The sequence below is a fragment of the Cellulomonas sp. PSBB021 genome (assembly GCF_002240455.1).
Lineage (GTDB): Bacteria > Actinomycetota > Actinomycetes > Actinomycetales > Cellulomonadaceae > Cellulomonas > Cellulomonas uda.
The window spans coordinates 2,242,650-2,261,440 of sequence record NZ_CP021430.1; the positions used below are offsets into that span (position 1 = coordinate 2,242,650).

At 76.9% G+C, this 18,791-nt stretch carries 20 protein-coding genes; 5 read left to right on the top strand and 15 right to left on the bottom strand.

Annotated features, from left to right (window positions below; all coding sequences use genetic code 11):
- Nucleotides 1-75: 75 nt before the first annotated feature.
- Nucleotides 76-1,155, bottom strand: a complete 1,080-nt coding sequence (locus CBP52_RS10200) for a hypothetical protein (RefSeq protein WP_094180853.1) — start codon at nt 1,153-1,155, stop codon at nt 76-78.
- A complete protein-coding gene (locus tag CBP52_RS10205) occupies nt 1,152-1,703 on the bottom strand; it encodes an RNA polymerase sigma factor (RefSeq protein ID WP_094180854.1) in 552 nt (183 codons plus the stop codon). The genes CBP52_RS10200 and CBP52_RS10205 overlap by 4 nt, the downstream gene beginning before the upstream one ends.
- A 121-nt stretch (nt 1,704-1,824) precedes the next feature.
- Between CBP52_RS10205 and CBP52_RS10210 the strand changes: the two genes are divergently transcribed.
- Together CBP52_RS10210 and CBP52_RS10215 are read left to right on the top strand one after the other, a co-directional pair.
- On the top strand, nt 1,825-2,409 hold the full coding sequence (locus tag CBP52_RS10210) for an RNA polymerase sigma factor (protein ID WP_094180855.1): 585 nt from the start codon (nt 1,825-1,827) through the stop codon (nt 2,407-2,409).
- Nucleotides 2,406-3,176: a hypothetical protein gene (locus CBP52_RS10215; RefSeq protein WP_094180856.1), complete on the top strand. Its 771-nt coding sequence runs from the start codon at nt 2,406-2,408 to the stop codon at nt 3,174-3,176. The genes CBP52_RS10210 and CBP52_RS10215 overlap by 4 nt, the downstream gene beginning before the upstream one ends.
- On the opposite strand, the gene CBP52_RS10220 is transcribed toward CBP52_RS10215, so the two are convergent.
- The 6 genes from CBP52_RS10220 to CBP52_RS10240 all read right to left on the bottom strand — a co-directional run bounded on the left by CBP52_RS10220 (nt 3,163) and on the right by CBP52_RS10240 (nt 8,404).
- Entirely contained in the window at nt 3,163-3,915 is a 753-nt protein-coding gene (locus CBP52_RS10220; RefSeq protein WP_094180857.1) for an anaerobic ribonucleoside-triphosphate reductase activating protein, read from the bottom strand. The two genes, CBP52_RS10215 and CBP52_RS10220, sit on opposite strands and share 14 nt — an antisense overlap.
- Entirely contained in the window at nt 3,912-5,735 is a 1,824-nt protein-coding gene (locus CBP52_RS10225; RefSeq protein ID WP_094180858.1) for a ribonucleoside triphosphate reductase, read from the bottom strand. The genes CBP52_RS10220 and CBP52_RS10225 overlap by 4 nt, the downstream gene beginning before the upstream one ends.
- A gap of 257 nt (nt 5,736-5,992) precedes the next feature.
- Nucleotides 5,993-6,415, bottom strand: a complete 423-nt coding sequence (locus CBP52_RS18480) for a biotin-dependent carboxyltransferase family protein (protein ID WP_255407167.1) — start codon at nt 6,413-6,415, stop codon at nt 5,993-5,995.
- A gap of 26 nt (nt 6,416-6,441) precedes the next feature.
- Nucleotides 6,442-6,930 carry a hypothetical protein gene (locus CBP52_RS18485; RefSeq protein ID WP_255407168.1) on the bottom strand — a complete coding sequence of 163 codons (489 nt, stop codon included), beginning with the start codon at nt 6,928-6,930 and terminating at the stop codon, nt 6,442-6,444.
- Complete coding sequence (locus CBP52_RS10235; protein WP_232514437.1) at nt 6,927-7,661, bottom strand: allophanate hydrolase subunit 1; 735 nt, start codon at nt 7,659-7,661, stop codon at nt 6,927-6,929. Before CBP52_RS10235 ends, CBP52_RS18485 begins: the two co-directional genes overlap by 4 nt.
- The gene (locus CBP52_RS10240; protein WP_094180859.1) at nt 7,658-8,404 is read right to left on the bottom strand and encodes a LamB/YcsF family protein; all 747 of its coding nucleotides are present in this window, start codon (nt 8,402-8,404) and stop codon (nt 7,658-7,660) included. The genes CBP52_RS10235 and CBP52_RS10240 overlap by 4 nt, the downstream gene beginning before the upstream one ends.
- 68 nt (nt 8,405-8,472) lie before the next feature.
- Here CBP52_RS10240 and CBP52_RS10245 point away from each other — a divergent pair, with 68 nt between their 5' ends.
- Both CBP52_RS10245 and CBP52_RS10250 read left to right on the top strand, forming a co-directional pair.
- The gene (locus CBP52_RS10245) at nt 8,473-9,033 is read left to right on the top strand and encodes a GNAT family N-acetyltransferase (RefSeq protein ID WP_094180860.1); all 561 of its coding nucleotides are present in this window, start codon (nt 8,473-8,475) and stop codon (nt 9,031-9,033) included.
- Between the two features lie 70 nt (nt 9,034-9,103).
- The gene (locus CBP52_RS10250) at nt 9,104-11,524 is read left to right on the top strand and encodes a DEAD/DEAH box helicase (RefSeq protein WP_094180861.1); all 2,421 of its coding nucleotides are present in this window, start codon (nt 9,104-9,106) and stop codon (nt 11,522-11,524) included.
- Between the two features lie 398 nt (nt 11,525-11,922).
- Here the strand turns inward: CBP52_RS10250 and CBP52_RS10255 are convergent, their stop codons facing one another.
- The 6 genes from CBP52_RS10255 to CBP52_RS10280 all read right to left on the bottom strand — a co-directional run bounded on the left by CBP52_RS10255 (nt 11,923) and on the right by CBP52_RS10280 (nt 16,286).
- On the bottom strand, nt 11,923-12,237 hold the full coding sequence (locus tag CBP52_RS10255; protein ID WP_232514438.1) for a TadE family type IV pilus minor pilin: 315 nt from the start codon (nt 12,235-12,237) through the stop codon (nt 11,923-11,925).
- 26 nt (nt 12,238-12,263) lie between these two features.
- Complete coding sequence (locus CBP52_RS10260) at nt 12,264-12,542, bottom strand: DUF4244 domain-containing protein (protein ID WP_094180863.1); 279 nt, start codon at nt 12,540-12,542, stop codon at nt 12,264-12,266.
- A 202-nt stretch (nt 12,543-12,744) separates the two neighbouring features.
- Nucleotides 12,745-13,296 (bottom strand): type II secretion system F family protein, encoded by a 552-nt coding sequence (locus CBP52_RS10265; protein WP_157732573.1) that lies wholly within the window; start codon nt 13,294-13,296, stop codon nt 12,745-12,747.
- 1 nt (nt 13,297) lies between these two features.
- Nucleotides 13,298-13,951: a type II secretion system F family protein gene (locus tag CBP52_RS10270; RefSeq protein WP_094180865.1), complete on the bottom strand. Its 654-nt coding sequence runs from the start codon at nt 13,949-13,951 to the stop codon at nt 13,298-13,300.
- The gene (locus tag CBP52_RS10275; protein ID WP_094182313.1) at nt 13,948-15,228 is read right to left on the bottom strand and encodes a TadA family conjugal transfer-associated ATPase; all 1,281 of its coding nucleotides are present in this window, start codon (nt 15,226-15,228) and stop codon (nt 13,948-13,950) included. Before CBP52_RS10275 ends, CBP52_RS10270 begins: the two co-directional genes overlap by 4 nt.
- A 152-nt stretch (nt 15,229-15,380) precedes the next feature.
- Complete coding sequence (locus tag CBP52_RS10280) at nt 15,381-16,286, bottom strand: pilus assembly protein FlpE (protein WP_198303430.1); 906 nt, start codon at nt 16,284-16,286, stop codon at nt 15,381-15,383.
- A 362-nt stretch (nt 16,287-16,648) separates the two neighbouring features.
- Here CBP52_RS10280 and CBP52_RS10285 point away from each other — a divergent pair, with 362 nt between their 5' ends.
- Nucleotides 16,649-17,488 carry an HAD family phosphatase gene (locus tag CBP52_RS10285; protein ID WP_094180866.1) on the top strand — a complete coding sequence of 280 codons (840 nt, stop codon included), beginning with the start codon at nt 16,649-16,651 and terminating at the stop codon, nt 17,486-17,488.
- A 337-nt stretch (nt 17,489-17,825) separates the two neighbouring features.
- Here CBP52_RS10285 and CBP52_RS10290 read toward each other — a convergent pair whose 3' ends face one another.
- Nucleotides 17,826-18,740, bottom strand: coding sequence for a Fic family protein (locus CBP52_RS10290; RefSeq protein ID WP_166772185.1), 915 nt, complete (start codon nt 18,738-18,740; stop codon nt 17,826-17,828).
- Between the last annotated feature and the right edge of the window lie 51 nt (nt 18,741-18,791).

Below are 18,791 nucleotides of genomic sequence, written 5' to 3' on the forward strand. Positions count from 1 at the left end.
AGGCCGTGCGGCAGGACCTGCACCGTCACGGTCCGCCGCACGCGTGAGGGCGACGGGCACGTCCACCCAGAGGGCTCACCCGGCCGAGGTGGCCGGATGAGCCCCCGTCGCGAGCAGCACGTCGCCCGTGAAGCCCGCGCACGAGGCGGGCAGCGTGCCGCCCTCGGCACGCACCCGCGCGGCCGGCACGCGCATCCCCTCGACGCGCACCGCGTCCCCGAGGCGCAGCGGCTCGCTCTGCGCGCTCGGCACCCAGGTCAGCGCACCGGTCGCACCGTCCCAGAGCCACCCGTGGTCCACGCCGAGGAGCACGTCCGGGGCCACGGCGAGGCAGCCGTCGACCACCATGAGCCGCCCCTCGACCGCGGGACCGGCCGGCAGCCCGTCGACGGGCTCGACGCGGAGCCCGCTCGTGTCGAGCGCCGCGACCGGCAGCGTGCCCGAGCCGTCGACGATCGCGGGGCCCGCCTGCGGGTCGCTCGGGGACCACAGTCCGCCGTCGAAGTCCGCGCACGACGCGGGCACGTCGCGCTGCGCCGCGCGGGACTGCGCCGCGGGCGCCTCACCGCCGCCGAGCAGGAACGTGTCGCCCAGCTCGAACGTGCGGCCCGTGCCGCGGTGCAGCAGCACGCCGTCCTGCCACAGCCAGCTGCTCGGGTCGACGACGAGCAGCGTGCGCGGGCCCACCGCGAGGCAGCCGTCGACGACCTGCAGGTGCGCGACCCGGAGCGCCTCCATGCCACCGTCGGTGTGCATGGTCCACGCGCCGACCGTCCACGTCGGCTCGGGCTCCGGCGCGGCCGGCTGAGGGCGGACGTCGCCCGACCGGCCGACGAGCACCGCCGCCGCCCCCGCGACGACGAGCGCGGCCGCAGCCGCGAGCGCGACCGCCCGCCACGGACCGGTGAGCCCCGGGAGGCCGGGCGCGCCGGGCGCCGAGCGGCGCACACGCACGGGGCGCACAGGCACGGGGCCCACGGGCAGGGGGCGCACGGGCACCGGGCCCGCGAGGTCCGCCGCAGGGGCGGCGCCCGCCGGGTCCGGCTCGGGCACCGGGAGCGTGAGTGGCCCGGGGTGTGCGCTCAGCAGCGCGTCCGCCTCGTCGTCGACGCGCGCGCGGAACGCGACCGCGAGCTCGTGCTCGGTGATGCTCATCGTGGCTCCCTCGGTCCCGGACGGTCCTGCCGGTCGCGGCGTGCGGTCTCGGTCACCGAGAGCCGGCGCAGCGCGTGGTGCGCGGTCACGCGCACGGTGGACCGCGTGATGCCGAGCACCTCGGCGATCGCGCGGTCGTCGAGGTCCTCGACGTACCTCAGGGTGAGCACCGCGCGGGCCCGGGGCGGCAGGCCGGCGATCATCGACACGGCGGCGTCCACCGACTCCAGGTGCGCGATCTCGTCGGGCGCGACGGGCTCACGCCGCCGGGCCCCCACGACCTCCACCTCGGTGCCGCGCACCTGGTCGAGGTAGAGCCGCACCAGCATGGTCCGCGCGTACGCGAACGGGCTGCGCGCGGCGCGCACCTTGTCCCAGTGCCGCAGGAGCCGCACCGCGGTGTCCTGCACGAGGTCCTCGGCACCCGCGGGCTCGCGCGTCAGGCCGAGCGCGACGCGCACGAGGGCCCGCCGGTGCTCGGCGAGGAACCGGGCGACCTCGTCGTGCACGGGCGCGACCGGTGGTCGCGTGAGCGCGTCGCTGTCCATACCCAGGAGACTGCCGCAGGACGCCGCACTGTTTAGCCGATCTGCGACCCGACCCCAACCGACCCGACCGCTCGTCCGTCCTGTGGGGTGAGAGGGTCGGACGACGAGAGGTGACGGGGCCGTGGCGTGGCAGAGCGTGCTGGACGAGCTGGTCCGCGACCGCGGGCCCGCGCTGCTCGGGCACGCGTACCTGCTGACCGGTGACGTGCGGGACGCCGAGGACCTGGTGCAGGACGCGCTGGTCAAGGTGTTCTCGGGACGTCGGCGCGCGGACGAGGTCGGCTCCGCCGAGGCGTACGTCCGACGAGCGATGCACACGATCTTCGTCGACGGGTTCCGCCGGCGGCGGCACTGGGCGACCATCCGGCACCTGACCGCGGCACGCGAGACGAGCCCGCCGGACGGCCCGCACGCACCACCCGAGCTGGTGGTCGGCAACCGCCTCGCGCTGGCGCAGGCGCTCGCGACCCTCACCCCGCGCGAGCGGGCGTGCGTCGTCCTGCACCACGTCGAGGACCTGCCCGTCGGCGAGATCGCCGAGGTCCTGGGCCTGTCGACCGGGACCGTCAAGCGCTACCTGTCCGACGGCCGCGCGGCGCTGCGCACCCACCTCGAACCCGCGTCGGACGCGTCGCCCGCGTCCGACGCCCCACCCGAGCCGCCGATCCTCGAACGGATCGCCGTCCACGCCAGGAGGACCCGATGAGCCGCACCCACCACACCCCCGCGCACGCACCCGGCGACCCGCTGGGCGAGCTGCTCACCGACCTGGCGGACGCCGCGGGATCGGCCCGCGGCCCGCTCGACGGCGCGCTCGTCGGCCGCGTCACGTCCCGCGTGCGCCGCCGCCGTGCGGCACGCCGCGCCGGCACGACGATCGCGGCCGCGGGTGCGGTCGGCGCGGTCACGCTCGGCGCGTCGCACGTGGGCGGGCTCGGGGGCGCGCGCGTGACGCCCGGTGCGAGCGGACCGGACGCGACGCGCGCCACGGCCCAGCCGAGCACCGCGTTCGTCGGCACCGCGGAGCCCGGCGCCGGCACCTCGCCGTCCGACCGACCGGCCCCGTGGGCAGGCGTGTTCGACTGCGGGCTGCCCGTGCGGCTCGGCACCCCGCCCGAGGCCCGGGGCCTCACGCTCGAGGCCGCGCCCGCGAGCACCGTGTCCGTCGGGGTGCGGGACGGGCAGCGGGTCACGGCGCAGGTCCCGCGGACCGTGACGTACGCGCTCGTCGAGCACGGCGTCGTCGTCGGCTACCTGTGGCCGGACGAGGACGGGACGGTCCGGCTCGAGGGGGCGAGCGACACGTGGGTCCAGCTCGACGAGGCCGTGCACCTCGTCGCGTGCGACGCCGACGAGCCCACCGGCCTGGTCGAGGCGTGGCCGGTCGTCGCGGCCGACGTGAGCGAGACGACCGCCGGCGCACCCGGGCAGGCCGTGCTGGTCGGCGAGCCCCGTCAGGTCAGCGTGCCCTGACGCGCGCGAGCGCGGCGCGGTACTCGCTCGTCGTCCCGTCCGGGCGCACCTCCTGCAGGACGTGGTCCCGCACCCCCAGGGCGTGCAGCGTCGCGGTCAGGCCGCGCACGTCGTCGTCGGACAGCACCGTCGGGTCCACGGTGGTGCGGACCTGCACGTCGACGCCCGAGTCCAGCACCAGGCGCAGGCTCGCGAACGCCTGGTCCGCCGCGGTGGTCTCACCGCCCGCGCGGACGACCGCGCGGTACAGGTCCCGCGGCGCCTTCACGTCGAAGCCCACCCAGTCGACCAGCGGCAGCAGTGCCTCGAGCCGGCGCGGGTAGGCGCCGCCGGTGTGCAGGCCGACGCCGAAGCCCGCGGCGCGGACCTCGCGCATCGCGTCCGCGAGCGCAGGCTGCCGGGTGGGCTCGCCGCCCGAGAACACGACGCCGTCGAGCAGGCCGGCACGGCGGGCGAGCAGGTCACGCACGTCGCGCCACGGCACCTGACCGGGTGCGCGCGGGTCGAGGATCGCGTGGTTGTGGCAGTACGTGCACCGCCACGGGCAGCCCTGCAGGAACACCGTCGCGACGAGCCGCCCGGGCCAGTCGCACGACGACATCGGGGTGAGACCCGCGATCACCAGGTCCCCCGCGCACGTCGCGCGGCGCTCCCGCGAGGGGACCGGGACGGCGGACGCCGCCCCCACGCCCGGCAGCCCGAGCGTGAGGGGCGGCTGCCCGCTGGTCGAGAGGGTCACGCCAGCGCCGCCACGGACTCGCGGAAGTGCGTACGCTCGGCGTGCTCGCCCTTCTTGCCCACGTTGAACGACGAGACGGGCCGGTGGTAGCCCATGACGCGCGTCCACACCTCGCACTCCTGCATGCGTCCGGCGTCCGCGCACTTCGGGCACTCGAGGTGCTCGCCCGCGAGGTACCCGTGGTTCGGGCAGATCGAGAACGTGGGCGTCACCGTCAGGTACGGCAGCCGGAACCGGGACAGCGAGCGGCGGACCAGCTCGCGTGCGGCGTCCGGCGTCGACAGACGCTCCGACATGTACAGGTGCAGCACCGTGCCGCCCGTGTACTTCGTCTGCAGCTCGTCCTGCCGCGAGAGCGCCTCGAACGGGTCGTCCGTGAAGCCCACCGGGAGCTGCGAGGAGTTGGTGTAGTACGGGTTGGCGTCCGTCCCCGCCTGCAGGATCCCGGGGAAGCGCGCCCGGTCCTCCTTGGCGAAGCGGTACGTCGTGCCCTCGGCCGGCGTCGCCTCGAGGTTGTACAGGTGGCCCGTCTCCTCCTGGAACTGGACCATCCGGCGCCGCACGTGGTCCAGCAGCCACACGGCCATCTGGTGACCGCGCGGGTCGGTGATGTCGTACTCGTCGCCCGAGAAGTTGCGGATCATCTCGTTGAGGCCGTTGACGCCGATCGTCGAGAAGTGGTTGTCGAGGTTCGCCAGGTAGCGCTTGGTGTACGGGAACAGGCCCTGCTCGATGAGCCGGCCGATCACGTCGCGCTTGAGCTCGAGGCTCGTGCGGGCCAGGTCCAGCAGCTCGTCGAGCCGGACCAGCAGCCCCGCCTCGTCGCCCGGGTACACGTACCCCAGGCGCGCGCAGTTCACCGTGACCACACCGATCGAGCCCGTCTGCTCGGCCGAGCCGAACAGCCCGTTGCCGCGCTTGAGCAGCTCACGCAGGTCCAGCTGCAGGCGGCAGCACATCGACCGCACGTCCCCGGGCTTCATCTCCGAGTTGATGAAGTTCTGGAAGTACGGCAGGCCGTACTTCGCGGTCATCGTGAACAGCGCGTCCGCGTTGGCGCTGTGCCAGTCGAAGTCCTGCGTGATGTTGTACGTCGGGATCGGGAACGTGAACACGCGGCCCGTGGCGTCGCCCTCCGTCATGATCTCGATGTACGCGCGGTTGATGACGTCCATCTCCGGCTGCAGGTCGCCGTACGTGAAGTCGCACGGCTCGTCGCCGACCATCGGCACCTGGTCCTTGAGGTCGTCCGGGCACACCCAGTCGAACGTCAGGTTGGTGAACGGCGTCTGCGTGCCCCAGCGGCTGGGCACGTTGAGGTTGTAGACGAGCTCCTGGATGCCCTGCTTGACCTGCTCGTACGTCAGCTCGTCGGTGCGCACGTACGGCGCCATGTACGTGTCGAAGCTCGAGAACGCCTGCGCGCCCGCCCACTCGTTCTGCATCGTGCCGAGGAAGTTGACGATCTGGCCGATCGCCGCCGAGAAGTGCTTCGCGGGACGCGCGTCGACCTTGCCCGGGATGCCGCCCAGGCCCTCCTGCAGGAGCGTGCGCAGGCTCCAGCCGGCGCAGTAGCCGGACAGCATGTCGAGGTCGTGGATGTGCAGGTCGCCCTCGCGGTGCGCCTGCCCGACCTGCGCCGGGTAGACCTCCGAGAGCCAGTAGTTCGCGACGACCTTGCCCGCGGTGTTCAGGATCAGGCCGCCGAGGCTGTAGCCCTGGTTGGCGTTGGCGTTGACGCGCCAGTCGCTGCGGTCCAGGTACTCGTCGATCGAGGACGCGACGTCGACGGTGACGGGCGTGGCGGCGGGCTCGGGCATGGTGTGCGCTCCTTGGGGTTCAGGTTCCAGCATCTCGCCGCGATCACCAGATGTAGTGGTTCGTTGGTCCGCGGCTCACAAGATGTGGGCATTTCTATGACCGCCGACCCGTCGCGACTGGGACGTTGGTCCCGCCCCGCGGCGACGCGGCCGGTGGTGCGCGCGCACCCGCCGCCAACTCGCGGCGTGTCGCTGCGGACATTCATCCGAACGCCCTCGGCGTGTCGCCGCCGGCCCCGCGCGTCGAGCCGTCCGGGTCAGAGCGCGAGACGCAGCACGAGCTGGACCGCGTCGCCCGGCCGCACCTGCGCGAGCACGTCCACGTCCCCCGCGTGCAGCACCGCGACCACCGGGTACCCGCCCGTCACCGGGTGGTCCACCCCGAACACCACCGGACGCCCGTCGGGTGGGACCTGCACCGCACCCGGCACCAGACCGACCGGGGCGAGCTCACGTCCGACGAAGCCGCGCGCACGGGCCAGCGGCGGCCCGTCCAGCCGCACCGCGACACGGTCGGACTCCGGCAGCACGCCGTAACCCTCCGGCGCGCACAGTGCCCCCGGCCAGCGCGGGTCGAACCAGTGCGCGTGCGGGCCGGGCTCGACCCGGAGCACCACCGGGCCCTCGTCGGGCCGCACGTGCGGGCGCGCGCCCGGCGTGCCCGTGCCGGCTGTGGCCATGCCGCCCGTGCCCGTGCCGTCGGTGCTCAGCGCGCCCGCGGGGCGCCCACGGGCAGCACGTCGCCCGCGGCGAGCGGGGCCGGCCCGAGGCCGCCCAGCCGGTCGCTCGCGCGCGAGCCCAGCACGGGGTCCACCGCCACGCCGCCGCCCACCGCCACGTACGTCCGCAGACCCCGCTCGGGCCGGCCGAGCACGAGCTCCGCACCGTCCCGCAGCAGCAGGTCCGGGCCCACCGGGCGCCCGTCGACCCGCACGTCCACGACCGCGCCGCCGACCGAGACGCGCACGTCACCGACCGCACGCACGCGCAGACCGCCCAGCAGCACCTCGAGCCCCGCCGCGTCGTCGTGGTTGCCGACCCGACGGTTCGCGGCGCACAGCGCACCCGCGTCCGCCGCGCCCGACCGGCCCACCCCCACGTGCGCCCAGCCCGGACGCCCACGGTCCTGCACGAGCGTCAGCAGCCCGGGGTCGAGGACCTCGAGCGCGGCACGGCGCCCACCGGCGGGACTCATCGCGCCTCGAACCGCACCGGCGTGCCCGGGGTGAGCAGCGCCGGCTCGTCGCGGTGCACGTCGAACAGCACCGTCGCGCACGTGCCCAGCAGCCGCCACCCGCCCGGCGTCGCCGCCGGGTACACCGCGGCGAACCGGTCCGCCACCGCGACCGCCCCCGCGGGCACGCGCTCGCGCGGCGTCGCGCGGCGCGGCACGTGCAGCACCGGGTCGAGCCCGACGAGGTACGCGAAGCCCGGCATGAAACCGCCGAACGCGACCGTGTACGTCACCGCCGTATGGCGCGCGACGACCTCCTCGACCGTGCGTCCCGTCAGCTCCGCGAGCTCCGCCAGGTCGGGCCCGTCGTACGTCACCGGCAGCACGACGAGCGCGCCGGGCGGAGCGACGCCCGCAGACGCCGGACCATCGCTCGCGGCCGAGCCGGGCACCCGGCCCTCGTCGGGCGCGTCGTCCGCCCGGGACGCGTCGGCCAGCACCGCGCGCACCCGCGCGGCGACCGCTCGCAGGTCCGTGCCGGGGCGGACGCGGACCAGGACGGACTCGGCGGCCGGCACCTGGTCCTCGACGAGCGCGAGCAGCTCGTCGTGCCGGCGCGCGGCGCGCAGCGCGTCGTCGGCGCGGCGTACGTGGGCCAGGTCCGCCAGCTCGACGAGCAGCGCGGCCGCCCCGAACCGCACGACGCGCGTCGGACCCGGGCCGGGCGCGCCCTCGCTCACCTGCTCGCTCACGTGAAGGACCGCACCGCGACACCCGCGGCGGTCAGCGCCGCACGGACCTGGTGCGCGAGCGCGAGCGCACCCGGCGTGTCCGAGTGAACGCACACCGTCTCGACGTCGAGCGCGACGTCGACGCCCTCGACCGCGCGCACCACGCCCCGGGTGGCGATCCGCACGACCCGCTCGGCGACCTGTGCCGCGTCCATGACGAGCGCACCCTCCTGCCCACGCGGCACGAGCGTGCCGTCCGCGCGGTACCCGCGGTCGGCGAACGCCTCCGTGACCGTCCGCACCCCGCGCCGACGCGCCGCCTCGAGCACCGCCGCGCCGGGCAGCCCCACCACCGGGAGGTCGCGAGTCGCGTCGAGCACCGCCACGGCCTGCGCCTCGTGGTGCACCAGCGCGTTGTACAACGCCCCGTGCGGCTTGACGTACGCGACCCGCGCGCCCTGCGCCGCAGCCACCCCGACGACGAGCGCCAGCTGCGCCGCCACCTGTGCACGGAGCTCGTCGGGCGGGACGTCGACGAACCGCCGGCCGAACGACGCGCGGTCCGCGTACGAGACGTGCGCGCCGAGCACCACCCCCCGCGACGCCGCGACACGCGCGACGGCCGCCACCGTGCGCTCGTCACCCGCGTGCCCGCCGCACGCCAAGTTCGCGCTCGTGACGACGCCCAGCAGCGCCTCGTCGACGCCCACGACGCCGGGCTCCCACGCGTCGTAGCCTTCGCCCAGGTCGCAGTTGAGGTCCACGGCACCACCCTGCCACCGCGCCGTGCCCGACGACCGCCGCCGTCCCCCTGTCCGGCCGAGGGAGCACGATGACCGCGCACGACCCCGCCACCCCGAGCTCCGCCGCCACGGACCCCGCCGCCAGGGGCCCCGCCCCGCGCGACGAGGTCGCGGTCCGCGCCGCGCGCGACGCCGACGTCGCGGGAGTCTGCGCGTTCGGCGAGGCGCACGTGCGGCCGCACTACGCGCCGCTGATCGGCGCGGCGGCCGCCGACGAGCAGGTACGACGCTGGTGGAACCCGCCGTACGTGCAGGCGGCGGTCGCCGCCGGCGACGTCGTCGTCGCCGAGCAGGGCGGTCGCGTCGTGGGCGTGGCGCAGCACGGCCGGGCCGGGCCCGACCACGTGGTCTACAAGCTCTACGTCGCACCCGACCTGCGCGGGTGCCGGCTCGGCCCGCGGCTCCTCGCCGCGCTCGTCGACCGGCTCCCGGCGGACGTCGACCGGCTGCTCGTCGAGCACGTCGCCGCCAACCGCCGCGCCGCCGCGTTCTACGAGCGCGAGGGGTTCGTGGTGGACCGCGTCGACCCGCACCCGAGCGGTGACCCCGCGCTCGCGACCGTGTGGCGCGTGCGGAGCCTGCGCGGGTGAGCGTCGGCGTGCCCACGTGCCGCCGTCGACCCCGTCCGGAGCACACCTGCGCGGGTGCGAGCATGGTCGCGTGGAGTCCGACGAGCTGCTCGACGTGCTGCTCGCCGGTGGACGACGAGCCGACCGTGCGACCCACGTGCGCCACCTGCCGGCCCGCGCGGGCGAACGCGGGCCGTGGCCCACGTGGGCGGACCCGGACCTCGTGCGCGGCTACCGCGCGCTCGGCGTCGAGGCGCCGTGGCGGCACCAGGTGCAGGCGGCCGAGGCCGCGTGGGCCGGTCGGCACACCGTCCTGGCGACCTCGACCGGGTCCGGCAAGTCCCTGGCCTACTGGCTGCCCGCACTCAGCGCGGTGCGCGGCCGCGCCGCGGAGGCGTCGCTGGACCCGGGCCGCATCGAGTCCGCCCGGCGCCGCGCGGGCGTGCTGTACCTGTGCCCGACGAAGGCGCTCGCGGCCGACCAGCTCGCGGCCGTCGAGCGGCTCCTGGCGGCCGCGCAGGTGCGTGACGTGCGCGTGGCGACCTGCGACGGTGACACCTCGCCCGACGAGCGGCGCTGGGTCCGCGACCATGCCGACGTCGTCCTGACCAACCCCGACTTCCTGCACTTCTCGTTCCTGCCGCAGCACGAGCGCTGGTCCCGCCTGCTCGCGTCGCTGCGCTACGTGGTGCTCGACGAGTGCCACGCGTTCCGCGGGGTGTTCGGCGCGCACGTCGCGCTGGTCCTGCGACGCCTGCGCCGGCTCGCCGCCGCGTACGGCGCCACGCCGACGTTCGTCCTCGCGTCCGCGACGACCGCCGACCCCGAGCAGAGCGCCGCGCGGCTCCTGGGCGTCGCGCCCGCCGAGGTCGAGGCCGTCACGGTCGACGCGTCGCCCGCCGGACGCAAGACCGTCGTGCTGTGGCAGCCCCCCGAGCTGCCCGGTCACGGGTCCGACGCGCACACGCCGTGGGCGTCGCTGCTGCCCGACGAGGACCCCTGGGCGACCCCGGGCGAGCCCGAGGACCGCCCCCGGCGCACGGCGACGGCCGAGGTCGCGGACCTGCTCGCGGACCTCGTCGCGCACGGCGGGCGCACGCTCGCGTTCACGCGCTCGCGCCGCGCCGCGGAGTCGGTCGCCACCACGACGCGCGAGCACGTGGGGGCCGTCGACCCCGCGCTGCGCGGCACGGTCCAGGCGTACCGCGGCGGCTACCTGCCCGAGGAGCGACGTGCGCTCGAGCAGGCCATCCGCACCGGGTCGCTGCGCGCGCTCGCGACCACCAACGCGCTCGAGCTGGGCGTGGACATCTCCGGCCTGGACGCCGTGCTCATCGCGGGCTGGCCCGGCACGCGGGTGTCGTTCTGGCAGCAGGCGGGCCGCGCCGGACGGGCGGGGGCCGACGGGGTCGTCGTCCTGGTCGCGCGCGAGGACCCGCTCGACACCTACCTGGTGCACCACCCCGAGGCCGCACTCGACGCCCCCGTCGAGGCCACCGCGTTCGACCCGACCAACCCGTACGTGCTCGCGCCGCACCTGTGCGCCGCCGCGGCCGAGCGCCCCGTGCGGACCGACGAGCTCGACCTGTTCGGCGAGCGCGCCGCGGCCGTGCTCGACGACCTCGTCGCGCACGGCGTGCTGCGTCGCCGCCCGTCCGGGTGGTACTGGACGCACGCCGAGCCCGCGTCGCGCCTGACCGACCTGCGCGGCTCGGGCGGCAACCCGGTGCGCGTGGTCGAGTCGGAGACCGGCCGCGTGCTCGGCACGGTCGACGCCGCGTCCGCCGACGCGACGCTGCATCCCGGCGCGGTCTACGTGCACCAGGGCGCGACGTTCGTCGTGGACGACCTGCACCACGCCGACGACGTCGCGCTCGTCACCCGGCGGGACGTCGACTACGGGACCTGGGCGCGCTGGCTCACCACCACCGCGGTGGTCGACGTCGTCGACGAGCGCCGGTGGGGCCCGGTCACCTGGCACCTCGGGACCGTCGACGTCACGTCGCAGGTGCTCGGGTTCCAGCGCAAGCACCTGCCGGACCTGGCCGTGCTCGGCTACGAGGACCTCGAGCTGCCCGCCCGCACGCTGCGCACCTCGTCCGTCTGGTGGACCGTGCCCGCGTCCGTGCTGGAGGAGGCGGTCGTGACGCTCGAGGCGCTGCCCGGCGCCCTGCACGCCGCCGAGCACGCCTCCATCGGGCTGCTCCCCCTGCTCGCCACGTGCGACCGCTGGGACCTGGGCGGACTGTCGACCGCCCTGCACCCGGACACGGGCGAGGCGACGGTCTTCGTCCACGACGCCCACCCCGGCGGCGCGGGGTTCGCCGAGCGCGGCTTCCACCTGGGCGCCACGTGGCTGCGCGCGACGCGCGACGCCATCTCCTCCTGCCCGTGCGCCACCGGTTGTCCCGCGTGCGTGCAGTCCCCCAAGTGCGGCAACGGGAACCACCCCCTCGACAAGGCCGCCGCCCTGCGCCTGCTCGACGCGGTCCTCGCCCACGCCGCCGGCTGACCGAGACTGCGTGCGCGCCGCTCGCGGTCCGGCGCGGGCGTGCGCACGGACCGACGAGCCGACGGCCCGCGCCTGCACGTCCACCGTCACGATCCCGCCGGCGCCGAGCGCGCACGCCACCAGCTCGACCCCGTTGCGCACGGCGGCCTGCTCGGCGTGCGCGCACGCGCTCGCGGCCTCCGCACCATGCTGGGCCCGGGTCGCGGCTGCGAGCGCCGCGAGGTCCGCCCCCGCCTGCGCCCGCCCGCGGGCCGCGTGCGCGGCCACCACCGTGGCGACCGCGCCGCAGCCGAGCAGCGCCGCGAGCGCGACCGCGAGCATCAGGGCGGTTCCCGCACCGCGCTCGTCGCGCCAACCGATGCGCGCGTGCCGCCCGCGGTCCCCGGACCGTTCGAGACTCACGGCTCCTCCCAGGCGGTCGCCGCGCCGCGGACGGTCAGGGCCTCACCCAGCCCGGCGACGGGGAACGCCGACGCCACCGACACGGTGACCCAGCCGTCGTCGCGCGCGAGGTCGACCCGGGCGGCGTCTCCCGCGACGTGACGCGCACCCGCGACGGCCGCCGCGTCGTCCTCCCCGAGCGCCGCGAGCCGGGCCGCCGTGCGGGCCGCCTCCGCGCAGCGCTGCTGCACCACGCCCGCCGCGCTCACGCCCAGCACCACGAGCAGCAGGACGGCCACCGCGGGCAGGCCGACCGCGAGCTCCGCCGTCACCGCCCCGCGGTCGGCCTGCCCGCGCCTCACAGGGACAACGCCTGCTTGACGATCCCGCTGAGCAGCCCGCGCACCTCGTTGCTCTTGAGGATCACGACGAGCAGCCCCGCGAAGCCGACCGCGGCGAGCGTCGCGATCGCGTACTCCGCGGTCGCCATGCCGGCGTCCCGGGTCCCGGCCGCGAGCCTGCGCGCGACGCGCTGCGGGACCCAGCCCGGCGCGCGTCGCTGCCCGTCGCCGCGGTCGTCGCGCGCACCCTCGTCGGGCGTGGTGCGCGGGCGCTGCGCGAGTGCCGTGCCGTCCATCGAGCACCTCCTGTCTGCCGGCTCGCGCCGGCGTCGGTCGTCCGCCGGCCCGTCGGGCACGGTCGGTGGGCGGTGGTCGCCCGGCCGGTCGGACCCGGCCGCGGCCAGCGTCGTGCGCCCGCCGCGCGTGTGCCGGCGTGCTCGGCGCATCTGGGGACGGGCCGCCCCGGTCGGCGGGCTGTGGTCGGGTGGAGGGCAGGCGTCACGGGAGCACTCCGTCGAGCAGCCCGGCGCCGAGTCCCATGACGAGCGGCACCAGGCCGAGCAGTGCGAACGCGGGCAGGAAGCACAGACCGAGGGGCAGCACGAGGTGCACCCCGAGCGAGGCGCCCGCCGTCCGGACACGACGACGACGGTCGCGCCGCACCGCAGCCGCCCGGGCGCGCGCCGCCGGTCCCGGCGCGGCACCGGTCGCCCACGCCTGTTCGAGGCAGTCGCGCACGTCATGGACCTCCGGCGGCGCGTCCGCCCACGCCGCGGCCCAGGACGCCCCGAGCACGAGCGCGGCACCGGCGGCGTCGACCGCACGGCCCGCGGCCCCGCCCGCCGCGGCACCCACCGCCCGCAGCGCGCGCGGCAGCGACGCACCCGACGCCACCGCCGCGTCCACGAGCTCGAGCAGCAGCACGGGGTCGACAGGTGGCGCCGCCCGCTCGGCCGCGACGCGCGCGGCTCCTCCTGGCGCACCCGGGCTCCGGCGCGCCACGACCCACGGGATCACCACGAGCGAAGCACCCACGGCCGCGAGCACCACGTCAGCCACCTCCGCGCGCAGCCCGGGCGACGAGACGCCGCGTCCATCCCCGCCCGACGAGCAGGAGCACCACCCCCGCGACGCCCGCCAGGCTCCCCAGGCCACCGCCGAGCAGCACCCCGAGCGGGTCGGCACCCAGCAGCGCACCGAGACCGACACCCAGCATCGGCAACCACCCCAGGACCCGCGCCGTCGCGCGCGGACCGGCGAGCGCCGCCTCGACGTCGTCGCGCTCGGCCGCGTCGGCCGCGAGCGAGTCGCTCACGTGCAGCAGCATCGCGGCCAGCGGCGCACCGAGCTCGTGCGCGGTGCGTGCGGCCGCGACCACGGCCGCAGCCCGCTCGACGAGCTGCTCGTCGTCGCGCCGGCCCAGCCGACCGCGGCGCCCGCACGCGGCGACCAGCGCGGCGAGCTCAGGCACGTCGCCGTCGACGGGGCGGCCGAGCGCCGACGCCCACGCGGCACCGGGCGGACGACCCGCACGCAGCTGCGCACCGACCGCCACCAGCACGTCCTCGAGGTCCCGGCCCGAGCCGGGGGCGTCACCGCGTGGCGACGGGTCAGGCGCGGACGTCCGCAGGAGCGCCCGGCGCGGCCCGACTCCCGCGACCACCAGGACCGCGGCCGCGCTCGCCATCCCCACGACCACGCTCACGGGGCGCGCCCGGCCGGCGCGAGCGCGACGGGCCGCGCGAGCGCAGCGGGCGGCGCGAGCGCGACGGGCGGCCCGCCGCGGTCACCGGCGCCCGCGTCGTCGGCCGGCCCGATGCGCGCGCCGAGCCCGATGCGCGCCGCGAGCCGTGGCCAGCCGGGACCGCGGCGCACACCACCGGCCTCGTCCACCTCGACTGCCGTGCGCACGTCCAGCCCGTCGGACGAGCGCCCGACGACGGCCACCTCCGCGAGCATCCGCCGCGTCCGCCCCGGCCCGGTCCGGCGCAGGTGCAGCACCGCGTCGAACGCCGCCGACGCCTGCGCGGCGGTCGCCTCGCGGCCGAGCCCCGCGAGCGCGGCCAGTGCCTCGAGCCGGGCCGGCACGTCGGCAGCCGCGTTGGCGTGCACGGTCGCGCAACCGCCGTCGTGGCCGGTGTTGAGGGCGGCCATCACCTCGCGCACCTCGGCGCCGCGGCATTCGCCCAGCACGATCCGGTCGGGCCGCATGCGCAGCGACTGGCGCACGAGCTCGGCGAGGTCCACCCGGCCGACGCCCTCGACGTTCGCCCGGCGCGCGAGCAGCCGCACGACGTGCGGGTGCTGCGGCGCGAGCTCGCCGGACTCCTCGATCACGACGATCCGCTCGTCGTGCCCCGCCCAGGCGAGCAGCGCGGCCAGCAGCGTCGTCTTCCCGGCGCCCGTGGCCCCGGAGACGAGGAGGTTGGCGCGCGACTCGACCAGGGCGTGCAGCACGCCGACGAGACCGGGCGCGACCGTCCCGACGCGCACGAGCTCGGGCATGGACAGCGTGCGCTGCCGCACCACGCGCAGGCTCAGCAGCGTGCACCCGCCCGCGACCGGGGGCAGCACCGCGTGCAGGCGCGTGCCGTCGGGCAGGCGTGCGTCGACCGTGGGCGCCCCGTCGTCGAGCCGTTGCCCGCCGGCGGCGGCGAGCCGCACCGCGAGCGCGCGCACGTCGTCGTGCGCCCCGAGGTCGACGTCGGTGCGGGTGAGGCGCCCGTCGAGCTCGACCCACACGTCCCGCGGGCCGTTGACGAGCACGTCGCTGACCCTCGGGTCGTCGAGGAACGGCTGCAGCGGCCCGGCACCGAGGATCGCGGCGCGCACGGCCTGCACCGCCGTGGGCAGCGCTGCCGAGCCGAGCACCGTCCCGCGTTCACGCGCGACCTGCTCGACGGCGCGGGCGAGCTCGTGGTCGCCCGGCGTGGTGCCACGCAGCCGCTCGCGCACGGCGTCGACCAGCTCGCCGGCGAGCACCGGGGACCCGGCCGGCGGGAGCCCACCGACCCCGGGTCCACCGCCCGCGCGCCCACCGACCCCGCGCGCATCGGTCGTGAGCGCACCGGTCGTGAGCCCACCGGCCGCCAGCGCACCGGCCGCCAGGGCACCGGTCGCGTGCGCACCGCCGCTCACCAGGGCCCTCGCACGACGGCCGCGGGCTCGTCGCGCACCGCGACCGGGCTGCCGGGCGACGGCGCGTCCCGCACGACCGCGCGGGCGACGCGCGCGGCGGCCCGCGCCACGGCGCCGGTGAGCGGCACACCACCTCGCTCGGTCGCCGCGGCGGTCCGCCGGTCGACCCCGAGGCGGGCCAGGACCGGCAGGTCGACGGCGTGCGCGAGCTCGTCGGACCCCAGCCCTCCGGGCGACGGCCCGGTCGTCACCAACCCGACGAGCGCACCGTGCGCGACGAGCGTCCCGCGCAGCGCGAGGAGCCCGGCGGCGGACCGCAGATCGCGCGGCGCGACGACGACGACCGCATCGCAGACGGGCGCGAACGAGTCACCGGTGACGACGCCGACCCGTTCGAGGTCGAGCACGACGACCCCGCACACGCCGCCGAGCGCGTGCAGCACGTCGGCCAGCACGCCGGCGTCCGGCAGCCCCGGCCGGTGCCGGTCCGCGGAGAGCACGGCGCACGGACCCCAGCGCGGCAGCAGGGCGAGCACCTGGGCACCGTCGACGTCGCCGCGCGCCGAGGTCAGGTCGGGCCAGCGCACACCGTCGCTGTCCTCGAGCGCGAGCAGCACGTCGACCCCCGCCGAGCAGCGGTCGAGGTCGACGAGCGCGGTGGCGGTCCGCCGCGCGAAGCGCGCCGCGAGCGCGGCCGCGAACGTCGACGCCCCGGCTCCCCCACGCGCCCCCACGACGCCGACGACGAGCGCGCGGCCACGCTCCGTGCGCGCCCCGACCGGGGTGGGCCAGGCGGGCGGTGCGGCGAGCGCGGGCGTCGTGGGACGCGGCGACGGCGCGCCCCACGCCGCCGCCGCGCCGTCCGGACCACGAGGCGGGACGGCGACCGGCGCGTCGAGCACCGGGCGGGGGGTGCCGCCGTCCCGACCTCGCCATGTCGCTCCAGGGAGCTGCGTCACCGTCCACCTCCGTCACGTCCCGGACGACGCCGACGCTGCCGCACGCCGCGCACGGCCGAAGCACGCAGGGCGCCGGCTGTGGACGGACGGTGCGCGTCGGGGGGCTGGGGTCGGGTGGGCGGACCGGAGCCGAACGGGGGTGCGGTGTGGGCGGCCCTCGCTACGCTCGCGGGGTCCGGCTCGATCGACGAGCGCATCCGACGGGCGCATCCGACGGGCGCATCCGACGAGCGCATCCGACGAGACAGCCCGACGAGACAGCCCGACGAGACAGCCGACAAGACAGCCCGACGAGAGGAGTGCGGATGTCCGACGACGCCCCCGCGCACCGCTCCGCGCCCGACGCGCACCGGGGGTCGCACCCGCGCTCCGCCGCGTTCTTCGACCTCGACAAGACGATCATCGCGACGTCGTCGGCCACCGCGTTCTCGCGCGGCTTCCTCGCCGAGGGGCTGCTCACCCGCCGGAACGTGCTGCGCACGGCGGTCGCGCAGCTCCTCTACCTCATGGGTGGCGCGGACGCCGCCCAGACCGAGCGCCTGCGCGCGAGCCTGTCGCGCACGGTCACCGGCTGGCCCACCGAGCAGGTCTCGCAGATCGTCGCCGAGACGCTGCACGAGGCGATCGACCCGACGGTCTACGCCGAGGCGGTGGACCTCATCGCGGAGCACCACGCGGCCGGCCGTGACGTCGTGATCGTCTCCGCGTCAGGCAGCGAGATCGTCGAGCCGATCGCGGCGGTGCTGGGCGCGGACCACGTCGTCGCGACGCGCATGCAGGTGGTCGACGGCCGGTACACCGGCGAGATCGACTTCTACGCGTACGGCGAGAACAAGGCCCGGGCGATCCGCGATCTCGCGGGCACGCACGGCTACGACCTGGCGGAGTGCTTCGCGTACTCGGACTCGATCACGGACGCACCGATGCTGGGGACGGTCGGGCACGGGTTCGCCGTGAACCCGGACCGGGCGCTGCGCCGGCTCGCGGCGGAGTCCGGGTGGGGCGTGCTGACGTTCCGCCGGCCCGTGCCGCTGTTCGCGTTCGACCGCGAGGCCCGTGTCGCGAGCGCGGTCGTCGTCGGCGCAGCGGTCGCAGGCGTGGTGGCCTGGTGGTGGTGGTGGCGCCGGCGCACGCGCCCGAGATGACCGGTTCGCGCGGATCAGCGTCCGCATGCCGGACGTGAGTCTTGCCATCCGACGCCGGGCTCGTCGCTGACCTGCGACGACGCGCGTCCCACTACCGCCGCGGCGGGAACCGGCGTATCACAGTGAGCACAACTGCAGAGCCGCGAAGGCACCCACGCGCAGGTGTTGCCCACCTTCGGGCAGGTCGACCGGGCTGGTCCCGTTGCGAACCATTCGAGTGCACGCATGATCACCCTCGCGGCAGCAGCTCCGACGACGGCGTCCTCCGGGACGCCGTCGTCTTGCGTCCACACGACGAGAGCGCTGACGTCAGAGCGGTGACGTCAGCGCGGTGATGTCACTGCGGTGGGGTCAGGCGGCCCGCGAGGACGGCGTCCGCCACCTGGCGCGCCTGCGCAGCACCCGCGACCACGGCGTCGGCGTACGTGCCGAACCAGGCAGCGACGCGCTGCGGCTCACCGGTCGCATAGCCGGCGACCGCGGCGACGTACTGCTGCGGCGCCGCGGCCCAGACGACCTCGGGCAGCACGGAACCGGTCGGGTCGAGCCCGCCGGTCGTGGCGAGCGCGCGCGCGACGGCCCGCGCGACCAGCCCGTTGCCCGCGACGAACGGCCGGACCGCGAGCACCTCGGCGTGCACGAGCGCGGCGACGACGAGCGCGGGGGCCTGCGTGGTCGCGATCGTGCGGGCCAGCAGGTCGACCCGGGCGGCGACCTCGCGGCCGGTGGGTGCGCGGCCGAGGCCGCGCTGGTCGAGGGCGGGCTCGTCGGTGCGCAGGCGCCCGAGCTGCTCGACGGGCAGCCAGCCCGCACCGACGAGCGTGTGCGCGCGCGCCAGGAGCTGCGGCAGCGGTGGCAGCGCGGCGGCCTGCTGCGCGCCCAGGTCGGGCACGAGCGCGTCGACGAACGAGGCTCCGCGAAGGGCCCCGACGAGCACGGCCTCGGCGCCCGCCTCGCGCGCCGGCCCGCCGGTGCCCCCGCGCGCCGAGGCGTCGGTGTCCGAGCGCGCCGAGGCGTCGGTGTGCCCGAGCGCCGTGCCGCCCGTCGCGAGGGAGCGCACCAGCTCGAGCGGCAGCCGGGCGCCCTCGAGCGCCGCACTGGCGTGCGCGGCACGCAGCCCGGCCTCGGCGCGCACCTCGCGCCACCGCCGCCGGTACGCCTCGTGCCATCGCAGCTCGGCGCACGCGGAGCGTGCTCGTCCGACGGCGTCGGCCGTCACGTCGACCCACCCGGCCAGCGCATCCTGCGTCACCGCTCGAACCTACCGGCCCCCACCACCCTCGGACCCCCGCCGCCCCCACCC

Excerpts from the sequence above, each read along its gene's own strand:
- CBP52_RS10200 (WP_094180853.1), bottom strand. The coding sequence starts at position 1,155 with ATGAGCATCACCGAGCACGAGCTCGCGGTCGCGTTCCGCGCGCGCGTC.
- CBP52_RS10260 (WP_094180863.1), bottom strand. The coding sequence starts at position 12,542 with ATGGACGGCACGGCACTCGCGCAGCGCCCGCGCACCACGCCCGACGAG.
- CBP52_RS18480 (WP_255407167.1), bottom strand. The coding sequence starts at position 6,415 with ATGGCCACAGCCGGCACGGGCACGCCGGGCGCGCGCCCGCACGTGCGG.
- CBP52_RS10225 (WP_094180858.1), bottom strand. The coding sequence starts at position 5,735 with ATGCCCGAGCCCGCCGCCACGCCCGTCACCGTCGACGTCGCGTCCTCG.
- CBP52_RS10245 (WP_094180860.1), top strand. The coding sequence starts at position 8,473 with ATGACCGCGCACGACCCCGCCACCCCGAGCTCCGCCGCCACGGACCCC.
- CBP52_RS10215 (WP_094180856.1), top strand. The coding sequence starts at position 2,406 with ATGAGCCGCACCCACCACACCCCCGCGCACGCACCCGGCGACCCGCTG.
- CBP52_RS10285 (WP_094180866.1), top strand. The coding sequence starts at position 16,649 with ATGTCCGACGACGCCCCCGCGCACCGCTCCGCGCCCGACGCGCACCGG.
- CBP52_RS10205 (WP_094180854.1), bottom strand. The coding sequence starts at position 1,703 with ATGGACAGCGACGCGCTCACGCGACCACCGGTCGCGCCCGTGCACGAC.
- CBP52_RS18485 (WP_255407168.1), bottom strand. The coding sequence starts at position 6,930 with ATGAGTCCCGCCGGTGGGCGCCGTGCCGCGCTCGAGGTCCTCGACCCC.